The following is a 12,103-nucleotide window of genomic DNA, read 5'->3' as shown; positions in this document are numbered from 1 at the left end:
GGTGCCAGCACCAACAGCGTTAACGAAATCTGCCACCTGCAGTTTATGGTAAGGCACCAAAGCTGCATTAATTTCCGACAATGCAGTATTCGGGTTGGCCTCTGCCGGCCAAGTCGGCGCATTTTCTATTGTTCCACCCGTGCCGAGCAGATCAATACGGCCTTCGGTTCCCTCGGGGAATTCAGTCAACTGCACGCTAGCACCGGTTGTCCCCGTCACTCGAATCTGGACGCCCAGTCCAGGAGTGACAGCGGTTGACGCCTGCAGTGTGGCCATCGCACCGGATGCGAATTTCAACGTGGCCACCGCGGAATCCTCGGTTTCCATGTGCTCCTGATGCACAAACGTGTTGGTGTGTCCGTGGACTTCAACAACCTCGCCCATGAACCACTGCAATAAGTCAATATAGTGGATCGCCTGAGTCATCAGCACTCCCCCACCATCGGTTGCCCATGAGCCACGCCACGGTGTTGCAGCATAGTAGCTGGCTTCGCGATGCAGCATGACAGAAGCATGCCCCAAGATGGGTTGGCCGATCGTGCCATCGTCAATGAGCGTTTTGATACGTTGAGCTGCCGGCCAGAATCGGCGCTGAAATAGCACACCCAGTTGCACACCATGCTGACGACACGCATCGACAATTCGCTGAGATGATTCCAGTGTGATTGCCAGTGGTTTCTCACACAATACGTGAACACCGGCTTGAGCTGCTTCAACCACTACCGCCTCGTGGGTCGGGTGCGGTGTGCACACCGAAACGATATCGAGCCGGCCAAGATCTGCTGGATCCTTGGCGGCTTCAAATAGTGCCGCGGTGCTGCCAAATGCACGGGCAATATTATGTTCTTGGGCGGTACGTACGGCCAGTTCTTCATTGACGTCACAAACTGCCACCACCTCAACATGCTCCAGGGCACGGTAAGCCTCAAGGTGGTTCTTAAAGATAGCCCCGGTACCGATGATGGCAACTTTGAGGCTTGGGCCAGATGTTGGTTCAGACATTGATGGTGCCGAGTCCTTTGCTCCGTTAGTGCGGTCGTGGTGATTCTTGCAGGAATCTTCCTGTAACGCGCGCCACTTCTCACCCAATGGGATTTCTGCGCATTAACCTACCATTGTGCAAAGTCTTGGTGTTGTTCTGGCTGCTGGGCCATCACTTGACTCAGCCCACGTGCCGCGGCCAATAACACAGGCAGCTGGACGTTCATATTGATTTCATCCACGGGACGGACCACCGATATCGCCCCGATAACGCGTTGTCGGCGACCAAAGACCGGTGCGGCCGTTCCAGAAGAGCCAGCACTGAGCACTTCAGCAACATGCGCCCACCCATCGCGCTTAACCTGTGCGAGCCTGGCCTCCAGGTCCTGACGCGTTAACCGCTGAGAGATCACCCCGGGATCCTGGTCTGCCTGATCAAAATACTGGGCTTGAATATGTTGTGGCGCATACGCCAACATGACCTGACCCGGTCCGGTCGACAGCACCGGCAGGCGACCAGCTAATGACGACACATCCGTATCATCATGACCAATCGCAAGACGTTCCAAATAAATAATCGAGACTTCTGCCGGATCCAAAATTGCCAGTGAAACAGTTTTCTTCAGCGTCTGATGCACACCCTCAAGAAACGGCCGAGCAGCGGCAGTAAAACTTTGATACACGGTCGATCGGTGCGCCAATTCCCACAGGACTAAGCCCAGCCGATATTTGCCATCCGGGGTGCGCAATAACAACCCCTCATCCACCATCGCCCCGACCATGCGGTGGGCCGTAGAGATCGCAAGGTCGGCGCGCTGTGCCACCTGGGTTGCCGACAAGACTTGATGGTCCTCATCAAACACCCGCAGAATTCGTGAAACCCGTTGTACCACGGACTCGCCCCGAGAAGAATTTGCCATACACCTATGCTATCGGCACCACCACAAACTGGCCTTGGTCTAGCTGACCTCCCCCAACCGTCGAACTTCCCATCCAATGGGATGCCACTTGGAATCCGTGATCTACGCCTCGATGATCAGAAAGAGTAAAGCTTTCTTGTCGATTCCCTAAGGTAGTCACCACCATGAACCAACACACCGAATCTGCATGGGACCGCGAAGTTGACCTACTGGTCCTAGGCACCGGAGCAGCCGGCCTATCCGCAGCACTGACCGGCACTGCAGAAGGACTCAACGTGTTGGCCTTAGAAAAAACCGACTACATCGGTGGCACCACCGCGTATTCGGCCGGCACCTGCTGGATCCCAAATAACCACTTCCAAAAAGAAGATGGAATGGATGACAGCCGCGAAAAAGTCGAACGCTACCTTGACGCCGTAGTCGGTGACAAGGCAGATAAGAAACTTCGCATGTCATATGTCGATAACGGCCCTAACATGCTGAAATACATGGAACGCCTTGATGTCCGCTTCCTGCGCTCCCCGGCCGTTGTCGACTACCACTCCGAACTGCCGGAAACCGGCAAAACCGGTCGCGCCCTGGAACCAGAACCATTCGACGGTCGCAAACTTGGCAAAGTCCGGTTCCGAAACGTGCGCCGCCCGGTACCAGAGTTCGCCCTGATGGGTGGCGAACTGATGGTTCGTCGACCAGAAGTCAACACCCTGCTCGGCCTGTTTTCCAAAAAACCAGGGGCAACCGCAAAAGCAGTAGGTACCGCTCTAAAACTCGGTACCCGCTGGGCAGCCGACCGAATATCAAACCCCCGCGGCACTCGTCTGGTTATGGGCAATGCTCTGACTGCACGTATGTACTACGAAACGCTGCGCCGTGGCGGAGACGTCTGGCTCAACGCCCAGACCACTCAACTCATCCGCGATGAGAACACTGGCCGAGTCACCGGTGCCGTGGTCGGCTACCGCGGCCAAGAACACCGCATCAAAGCCACCAAAGGCATCGTCTTAGCAGCCGGAGGCTTCGCCCAGTCACCCGAACTACGCGAACAATACCTGCCCTCCCCCGCTCCGCAATTCTCGCGCGCCGCAGAAGGTGCAACCGGTGACACCATGAAAATGGCTCGAGCAATCGGAGCCCGAATCGGTCACGACAACGGCGAAAACGCCCTGTGGTTCCCTTCTTCCATAGGCACCCGTGCCGACGGTTCCACCGCGGTCTTCCCGCACATTTGGGACCGGGGCAAACCAGGCGTCATCGCCGTCAATGCAGCCGGCGAACGGTTCGTCGACGAATCGGTGTCCTACCACCGCTTCGTTCGCGCCATGTACAAAACCAACGAAACAACCAACTCCATTCCAGCCTGGTTGATTGTCGATTCACGCACTCTAGCCAAATATGGCCTGGGCATGATCACCATGCCTCACCTGCCCAAGGCAGCACTGCAGAAATACATCGACACCGGGTACCTACACGTTGGCAACACCCTGGAAGAACTCGCAGCCGACATCGGTGTCGACGCCAACGGTCTACGCAACACCGTCACGCGTTATAACCGCTTCGCCCACACTGGAGTTGACGAAGACTTCCACAAAGGGGAACTGGAATTCGGCATCGCTGCTGGCGACCCGAACCATGGGCCAAACCCAAATATCGGACCGGTCGAAAAGGCCCCTTACTACGCCATTGCAGTAGTCCCCACTCCGCTGGCCACGGTCTATGGCATGTCGACCAATGAGCATGCCCAAGTCGTAGATAACGACGGCGTAGCAATCCCCGGCCTGTACTCAGCCGGCAACGACGCCCAATCCGTGATGGCCTCCGAATACCCAGGCGCTGGAACCCAGGTAGGTGCCGCCATGACCTTCGGGTGGGTCGCCGCACGCCACGCTGCCCAATAAACGCAGCCTGATCCACACAAAATCCCCGGATAATGTACTCTCTTGCGAGACAACATTATCCGGGGGATTTTTATCGGCTGGGCGGACTCATTCCATGAGTTTCCGCAGCATGACCGGCTAGCTGGAGTGGTCGCTCCTTGCGGTGTCCACAAGAGGCTTTTCTTCCACTTCTGCAACCTGGATTACCGGTTTCTTTTTCACACTTCGCACGGTAGCAAACACGATCATACCCAGCGACAATGCCAGCAAGACCAAGGGGAATGGTTCAAACAGCCATGTTATAGAACCAGTATGTTGCATCACGGCCAACCTGAAGTTTTCTTCTGCCAATGGGCCAACAATGACTCCGATGAGCAAGGGCGCTACCGGGTAACGCATTTTCACCATGACATATCCCAAAACCGCAGCAACCAGCATAACTAAGACATCCGTAATATTGGTGCGCACCGCATAGGCTCCGATTCCGGACAAGACGAGCACAACAGGCCACAGAATTCGTGGCGGGACGCGCAACAGCTGCGCCCACAGACGGGTTCCTGCTGCACCGACTATGAGCATGAGCACGAACCCGATTGCCATTGCAGAATAGATTGCATACACCAATTGTGTATTGCCGGAGAACAAGCCTGGGCCGGGTTGAATGCCATGAATTAATAGGGCACCCACCAGGACTGCTGCCGCAGCGTTCCCTGGGATTCCAAGGGTGAGCGTCGGCACAAGACCGCCTACCTGTGCAGCGTTATTCGCGCTCTCAGCAGCCAGAACACCACGAGGTTCACCTTGACCAAACGGTACTGAATTTTTCTTACTGAACCGCTTGGTTTCGTTGTAGGCAACATAGCCGCCAACATCCCCACCAATTCCAGGTAGCAGTCCGATGAAGAATCCAATACCTGTGGATCCAGCGAGCGTACCGATCGATCCGCGCATCATATTCTTCTGCAACCCAAACTTGCCGATTTTGCCGAAGGTTCCACCACGACGCATCTTTTCAATCTGTGTTAAGGCTTCGGCGGCACCGAATAGGCCCACCAAGAGGGGGATGAGTTCAATGCCGCCGGTTATACCGGTGATATTAAACGTAAAGCGGTTATACCCGGAAATCGCATCGAGACCGACCGTTCCAATCAACGCCCCTAATGTGCCGCTGATGATCCCCTTGGCCAGCGCTCCATCACCCAGTGAGGCAATAATCGCCAGAGCCATGACAGCCAACGCAAAATACTCGGCTGGTCCAAGAGACAACGCGAAGGCGGCAATGTATGGGGAGAAAAAGACCACGAGGAACGTGGATACCAAGCCACCAATCACTGAAGCAACAAGAGATAAGGTCAAAGCCTGCCCAGCCTTGCCTTGTCTGGCCATGGGATACCCGTCGAGCACCGTGGCAGCCGATGCGGGTGTCCCAGGCGTTCTGAGCAGAATAGCTGGTATCGCCCCTGAATAACAGGCGCCGTTATAAATTCCGAGTAATAGTGAAATCCCAGCCAACGGATCTAAAGCGAACGTAAACGGCAGGAAGACTGCGATTCCCACTGTGGCAGAGATACCGGGTATGGCGCCTACAACGACCCCGAGTAGGACGCCAAGGAAAATGAATATAAAAATTGAGGGATCTAGAGCTGTCTGAATCCCCGAAAGCAATTCACTCATACTGGTAGACCTCCAATCCCGCTCAGTGGCAGTGGCACCTCAAGTAGCTTTCTGAACAAGAAAAATAGCCCCAGGCTGAGTGGCAGGGGGATCAGTAAGTACACTCGCCAAGATGTCACTTTGAGAATCGCGAATTGCGCGACAAAATATAACGTCGTGGAAAATACAAAACCAAGCAGATCAAATAAGACCATGTACAACACTAGGGCGGCAATCGTAGATACGACCCTGACAATCGGAGTTCCAGCAGGGAACTCTTCTACCACCTGGGGTTTCACTAACGGAACAAGCGCGCACAAGGCGATCACACCGGCCAGAATTTGAGGCCATGCGGCCACGCCAGGGTCAAAAGTTTTCGAGACTGGGAAGTCCTTGGTCAACCAAAAGACCAGACCACACATAATCAGTAGAAATACAGCACTCAGACGATCTTTGAGCGTGTCTTGCCAGGGTCTTTTAACTTGAGCAGTAATCATCGATTCCCTCCTTGATGAGGAATTGGCAAAAGGTATCCAGTTGCAAACCGATACACAGTGCGACCGTTAGTTCTGAGCCATGCCGGCTTCGGTGATGATCCGTCCGTAGTATTCCGACATTTCCGCGAGGTAAGCTTCATATTCTTCGGCGTTTTGGTAGCCGATCGTCAGATTTTGATTTGTCATGGTTTCTTTAAACTCATCGGATTCAACCGCTTCACCAAGACACTCATTGAGTTTCTTCACGACGTCGTCTGGGGTCTCTGCGGGTACAACGAGTCCCTGCGGTGCTGGCTCAATCCAGTCGATGCCTTGCTCAGTAGCAGTAGGAACATCCGGCAAAATTTCGGAGCGTTCCTCACCTAGCGTGGCCAACGCTCTGGCATTGCCGCCTTCGACCTGGGGCACTCCAGTGCCGGTAGAAATGACGGTCATATCTGCTTGACCACCTGCTACGGCTTCTAGCGCGGTAGCATCACCGTCGAAGGGCAAGAAATTAAATTGCTCAACCACTCCTTGATCCATCGCCATACCGACGGTGGAAAGGTGCATTTCTGTACCGGACCCAGCAGTCGCTACATTGATCGTCTCACCGTACTGTGCAGCATCGATAATGTCCGCCAAGGATTCAAACTCGGAACTAGCGGGGACAAATAACGTTCGCTCATTCAAGGCATACCGCAAGACACCTTTTACATCTTCTACAGAAACCTCTGCCACACCTAACTGATGCGGAATAATCAGGTCAGCAGCCGTTGCTCCTACCGTGTAACCATCCGGCTTAGAATTTGCAACAGCAGTAGCACCCACGGTCCCGGCACCACCGGTTTGATTACTGACGATCATGTCAGTACCACAGGTGTCTTCTGCGATCTGAGTTAGCCGCCGCATGCTCGTGTCAGTGCTACCGCCAGGGGCATACGGTACAACGAGCTCAATAGTGTTTGTTGGAAAGCCAGCATCTGCGTCCGCATCAGACCCACAAGCAGCAAGCGACAGCACAGCTGCGCCCGTCACGAGACCAGTCAACGATTTTCGAATAACGTTTCTTGATGCGATACCGGAATGAGTAGCCATGAAGACCTCCAAGGTGAGACAAAAAATTTCTACATCAGCAAAGAATCATGCGATGATCAGTGGCCAATATCGGTAGAGCACTGCAAGTGCGAATTGGATCTGATGACTCGCTCGATTGGTTCTTTCTGTTATATAGATCACGAAAACACCAGTCTCGCCACACCCCATTGAATGGGAAATTAATTTGGCGCCCGACAACACCGGCGCAGATTGACCACAATTTAGCTTTGGCTCCCATTGAATGGGTTATGGGTTCCTGAATGCGCAAATAAACATCAGAGTTGATCACTAAATGATCGACGAGCCAGTCCATGGTGGCCATCAAGAGACTTCACAACTTGCTGATGACCACTTATTTACGAGGTTCAATTACGTCAGAAAGGCACACACTTTGCTTACCCAACCACAAGAATTTGCTGACAAAGTCTCCAAAATTGTTGGAGCAAAAGGTCCAGATCAAGTCTGCATTTTGGTTGAAAACCTCGAAAGCGGTATGGATTACTGGGCACCCATTTTTGGTGTCACTGGCTGGAACATTTACAACTACAGTCCGGATGAGTTTGAAACGGCCAGCTACCGAGGTGAACCGATCGAACTATCGATGCGCATTGCTCTTGCCGGGCAAAATCCCCAAATAGAACTCATCGAACCTGGCTCATCTCCAAGCATCTATTGGGAATGGGTTGAGCAACACGGATACAATCTGCACCACCTGGGGTTCGTAGTCCCCTCACTGCAACAAGCGCTGGAATACTTGGACGACGCCGACATTGAGATCGTTCAGACCGCTCAAGGTCACGGCCTCGACGGCGACGGCGGCTTCGCCTATTTCGAGGCCGGTGGAGTTTTCCTTGAAGTCCTGGAATTGCCGAAACGACGACGCCCCGAGGATGCACGCCAAGCATAATTCCAATGCCTGGTCATTCTTGGCAGGGACTGCGTTTGATAATACTCCAAACGCGGTCCCTGCCAAGATTTCACCGGCGGCTACACTTGCATAGGTGCTCTTCAGAATTATGTTTGAACCTGTGAACGCCACTTTCGCACGACGACACATATCCAACTGATTATTCGGCGTACCAATTCCCGTCGATGGTCAAACCACCGTCAATTGGTAAACAAACTCCAGTGATAAAACTGGCAGCTGCAGAACACAAAAACACAATTGGAGAAGCCACTTCGGCAACGACCGGCATTCGAGCTAACGGTGTGCGCTTCACCAGTGGTTCAACCTGAATCTCATGTTTCGCGATCAGTTCATCAACAAGCGCCGTTCGCGTTGGACCAGGGTTGACCGCATTAACCCGAATATTGTCGGGCCCCCACTCGACTGCAAGAGTCCTGACCATTCCAGCAATACCTGCCTTCGACGTCCCATAACTGACTCTCCCTGGAATGCCATGAACTCCCGCGGCCGAGGATAAATGTACGACGGCAGCAGACTCACCCCCGCGTGCAGCCTTTCGCAGCAGCGGGTAGGCACCCCGGCTGACACGAAGCGCGCCGCCTAAGTGCACGTCGAACATTTTTATAAAATCTGCATCTAATAATTCATCTAATCTGGCATGACGTGCGAAACCGGCACAATTCACCAGTGCGTTGAGCTTTCCTTCGTTCGACGAGATGTCATCCATTGCAGCATTGATGGAATTACTATCAATAACGTCTACTTGAATTCCGCGTGCTCGCGAACCAAGACTCTCTACAGCATCTCGTAGTGCACCCTGGTTGAGGTCCAGAAGAATAACTTCTCCACCTGCAGCGTGCCACTGTTTGGCGACTGCCAGACCAATTCCGTTGGCACCACCAGTAACGGCTAACACTGATGCTTCTGCCGATACATTTTCGTGAATCATCCTTCGTCTCCCATCGTTTGGAACATCGCGGCGGATAACAACCAACATCCCGCTCTCAGATGGCCAGCAGAGTCAAAGCCATCAAATCAACATAACGCGATGCCCTCACTAGGACTGATCGGCATCCATTCAACGGGATAGGTTTTTCGTCCGATTGAGCGGCTCATTCGTCAGGCTTCCAGGCTCCGTTCTAAGAGCGCTCCGGCTCCATCGTGGAGTAAGGATGTGCGCACTGCCAGGTGTTCAGGCCTGCTGCAGCATTCACATTCACCCAGATATTTCACAGGACGCCGCATCCAATGAAAACTCGTCATTCCTAAAATTCGTAGGAATATCATGACGACTTGTCAGTTAAGAAGCGTTCCAGTCGTCAAATTAGAACGGGGCGAGTCATCGATATCAGAGGTCAGAGAGCACATAAAACCAGCTATTGCCCAGCTATACCGCAGGTACATAAACTCGGAGCCATGTATCCAGATTCTCCTCGCCCACCCAATAGCGGCGTAACCCATGAGATTTCTGAGGCTCGCGAGCGCGTCAAGAGATTGGAAAGGGACCTCGCTAAAGCGCGTGCAAATCTGGAGGCATTGGAAGCTGAAGAGCGCCAATTCAAACATATCCTGGCAGCCAAGACGCCCCAGAATCTCAGTGACTTCTCGACCGCACAAAATATCACCGCGAATTCTAGTCTCCATGACAAGTTGGAACTCTTCACACAGCGCTTCGCAGGCAGGCCAGATGCGTACGCCACTCGCTGGGTCAGCAACAAGACCAATAAAGCTGGCTGGAGTCCAGCAGTCAGGGGCGGATTTTGTACTGACAAGAAACTTGATACCGACCTGCTACCTATCACCCCACATATACTGGAACACCACCTTCGCGGAAGCGATGAGGGCTCCAAAGAGTTTCACGTCGGCATCTACCCACTCACAACCGACCATCAGTGCAAGTTTTTAGTCTGCGACTTTGATGGACAGACATGGAAAACCGATGCCGCTGCCTTTAGCCAAGCTTGTTCAGCAGCTGGGATTAGCAATCTAGCCGAGATTTCTAGATCTGGTGCCGGTGCCCACATCTGGATATTCTTCGACACCTGGATTTCTGCCTCCACAGCGCGTAAAGCTGGCTCGGCACTATTACGAAAAGCCATGCAAATCAGCCCCGGCATAAAATTGGACAGCTACGATAGATTTTTCCCTTCCCAAGATGTCCTTCCAGTGAAAGCATCCGGACGGTTTCGATTAGGGAACCTCATTGCGCTGCCGTTACAAGGAAACTGTCGACGTCGCGGCACGACAATATTCGCAGATCCCATCACCTGGCAACCCTATGACGATCAATTCGAAGCGTTGGCCCGTACAAAACCGGCAACAGAAACCGACATCCGTGACATTGCCAATGAGTATGACCGTTATGTGGTCGGCCCAAAGCACTCCACATTTATTACGCGTCGACCAGAGCGACGTGAACTTCAATCCGGTCTCAAAGATCACAATATAACTATCCAACGCCGTGCGATGTTGCACGTAAAAACCGAGAATCTTCCTTCAGCATTCGTCACTGAGCTCAAACATCGAGCTTCCATTTCTAACCCGGAGTTTTACCGTCGTCAGGCGCAGCGGTTCAGCACATACGGGGTGCCGCGTCTGGTGACCTGTTTTGAGCACGACGACGTTGACCTCAAACTACCCAGAGGGCTCGCTGAGGAAGCACGGCAACTGCTGAAGAAAGCTGGCGCAAAGGTTACGATTCGGAACAAAGATAACCAGCCCCAAAACAACAAGTGTCGTTTACTGGACAATTACGTCCCGAACAACATAATGCTGTGCGCTCTCTACTGAAACATCAGGACGGAGTCCTGGTCGCCCCGCCTGGTTCCGGGAAAACAGTTATGGCTTGCGCCCTCATCGCAGAACGCCAGGTTGCAACGGCCATTCTGGTCAATAGAGCTGAGCTGATCCACCAATGGCGAGAAAGACTGACATCCTATCTTGATATCGACACCAAGCAGATCGGCCAATTGGGTGGCGGACGTAAGGAACGCACCGGTGCCATCGATCTCATCATGATGCAATCCATCAGCCATAGGGATGCCGACCCTACAATCCTGAACGAGTATGGCCAGATCATCGTCGACGAGTGTCATGCCATCGCCGCCCCTGCGACAGAGGCAGCTATTCGCAAAGTTAACGTTCGATTTTGGACGGGCCTAACAGCCACACCTTTCAGGGCAGACCAGATGGACGAATTGATTACGATGCAATGCGGGCCAATACGCCACGTCATAGAGACCCAGACTCAAGGAAGCCGCCAACGAATTAATCACCAGACATCATTTACAACCGAAGAGCCCGGAACCGATGGAGCATCTATACAAGCGATATACAATGAGCTCAGCCTGGATCAAGAACGGAATCTTCTCATCGTCGATCAGATTATTCAGGCGGCTTCAGAGCAGCGTTACTGTCTGGTACTTACCAATCGAATAACCCATCTTCACACATTACGGGTTCTTCTGGAGTCTAAGCTGAATTACCCGGTCTTCACGCTTCATGGTCAGCTTACTGCACAGGAACGTACACAAACCCGACAAAATATCGCGAGATATGCAGCGCAGAACAATCCGTTCGTTTTGCTCGCCATCGACAAAGTTGCCGGAGAAGGTCTTGACATCCCAACTATGGATACTTTATTTCTGACCATGCCGGTCTCATTCAAAGGCCGCATTATCCAGCAGGCCGGACGGATCACGAGAGGTTCAACGCTTGGTCAACAAACGGCAGTCGTACACGACTTCCACGACACCCAGGTACCGCTACTAGCTCGGATGCACCGCCGACGGTCCAAGATCCTGCAGAAAGAGGGATTCTTACTACAGCCCCAGCTTCCTCTCGAAACATGAGCAGACTTATGAACTCTCCGCTTTCGGGCGGCTCTCAATCCAACAGCCCATCTTGCTCGATGTCCTGCCTCCAAGCGAGCTAAGCAACTGCCTGCGCACGTAATGAGTCAGGGTTTACCTTCTACCAATAAGGATAGTAACTCCTTTTGGTCTTAGTCTGTGCAACCCTCTGCGGTGTCTGTCATCTCAGCTCAGTTTGATGCTGTCAGGATGCAGGAATAGAATTCTTTCGTGAACAATAAACGAAATTTGATTATCACCGCCGTATCCCTACTTTTCCTTGCAGGGTGTTCAGCTTCTCCAGAAGCATCACCCCAGCAACAAGACCTCCCCGAGGAGGCAT

The 12,103-nt window shown here is 53.0% G+C and carries 10 protein-coding genes; 4 read left to right on the top strand and 6 right to left on the bottom strand.

From position 1 onward, the window contains the following. Together K8V32_RS11415 and K8V32_RS11410 are read right to left on the bottom strand one after the other, a co-directional pair. The coding region (locus K8V32_RS11415; protein ID WP_303907453.1) for a Gfo/Idh/MocA family protein at positions 1 to 1,002 on the bottom strand (1,002 nt) is incomplete at its 3' end. A 107-nt stretch (positions 1,003 to 1,109) separates the two neighbouring features. Continuing rightward, on the bottom strand, positions 1,110 to 1,901 hold the full coding sequence (locus tag K8V32_RS11410) for an IclR family transcriptional regulator (RefSeq protein WP_303907452.1): 792 nt from the start codon (positions 1,899 to 1,901) through the stop codon (positions 1,110 to 1,112). A 164-nt stretch (positions 1,902 to 2,065) separates the two neighbouring features. Between K8V32_RS11410 and K8V32_RS11405 the strand changes: the two genes are divergently transcribed. Then, complete coding sequence (locus tag K8V32_RS11405) at positions 2,066 to 3,796, top strand: FAD-binding protein (protein WP_303907450.1); 1,731 nt, start codon at positions 2,066 to 2,068, stop codon at positions 3,794 to 3,796. 117 nt (positions 3,797 to 3,913) lie between these two features. On the opposite strand, the gene K8V32_RS11400 is transcribed toward K8V32_RS11405, so the two are convergent. From K8V32_RS11400 to K8V32_RS11390, 3 genes are all read right to left on the bottom strand, one after another. Further along, entirely contained in the window at positions 3,914 to 5,449 is a 1,536-nt protein-coding gene (locus K8V32_RS11400; RefSeq protein WP_303907448.1) for a tripartite tricarboxylate transporter permease, read from the bottom strand. After that, on the bottom strand, positions 5,446 to 5,925 hold the full coding sequence (locus tag K8V32_RS11395) for a tripartite tricarboxylate transporter TctB family protein (RefSeq protein ID WP_303907446.1): 480 nt from the start codon (positions 5,923 to 5,925) through the stop codon (positions 5,446 to 5,448). The genes K8V32_RS11400 and K8V32_RS11395 overlap by 4 nt, the downstream gene beginning before the upstream one ends. Positions 5,926 to 5,991: 66 nt before the next feature. Continuing rightward, positions 5,992 to 7,002 carry a Bug family tripartite tricarboxylate transporter substrate binding protein gene (locus K8V32_RS11390; protein WP_303907444.1) on the bottom strand — a complete coding sequence of 337 codons (1,011 nt, stop codon included), beginning with the start codon at positions 7,000 to 7,002 and terminating at the stop codon, positions 5,992 to 5,994. Between the two features lie 391 nt (positions 7,003 to 7,393). On the opposite strand from K8V32_RS11390, the gene K8V32_RS11385 reads away from it, so the two are divergent. Further along, positions 7,394 to 7,909, top strand: a complete 516-nt coding sequence (locus K8V32_RS11385) for a VOC family protein (RefSeq protein WP_303907442.1) — start codon at positions 7,394 to 7,396, stop codon at positions 7,907 to 7,909. A gap of 160 nt (positions 7,910 to 8,069) precedes the next feature. Here the strand turns inward: K8V32_RS11385 and K8V32_RS11380 are convergent, their stop codons facing one another. Next, positions 8,070 to 8,858 carry an SDR family NAD(P)-dependent oxidoreductase gene (locus tag K8V32_RS11380; RefSeq protein ID WP_303907440.1) on the bottom strand — a complete coding sequence of 263 codons (789 nt, stop codon included), beginning with the start codon at positions 8,856 to 8,858 and terminating at the stop codon, positions 8,070 to 8,072. A 467-nt stretch (positions 8,859 to 9,325) separates the two neighbouring features. Between K8V32_RS11380 and K8V32_RS11375 the strand changes: the two genes are divergently transcribed. Together K8V32_RS11375 and K8V32_RS11370 are read left to right on the top strand one after the other, a co-directional pair. Further along, complete coding sequence (locus K8V32_RS11375) at positions 9,326 to 10,699, top strand: TOTE conflict system archaeo-eukaryotic primase domain-containing protein (RefSeq protein ID WP_303907438.1); 1,374 nt, start codon at positions 9,326 to 9,328, stop codon at positions 10,697 to 10,699. Further along, positions 10,642 to 11,760 carry a DEAD/DEAH box helicase gene (locus tag K8V32_RS11370; protein ID WP_369681067.1) on the top strand — a complete coding sequence of 373 codons (1,119 nt, stop codon included), beginning with the start codon at positions 10,642 to 10,644 and terminating at the stop codon, positions 11,758 to 11,760. The genes K8V32_RS11375 and K8V32_RS11370 overlap by 58 nt, the downstream gene beginning before the upstream one ends. Positions 11,761 to 12,103: the final 343 nt, after the last annotated feature.

This window comes from Enteractinococcus helveticum, assembly GCF_020742345.1.
Lineage (GTDB): Bacteria > Actinomycetota > Actinomycetes > Actinomycetales > Micrococcaceae > Yaniella > Yaniella helvetica_A.
The sequence above is the reverse complement of the archived record's forward strand: the minus strand, read 5'-3'. Positions and strand labels throughout refer to the sequence as shown.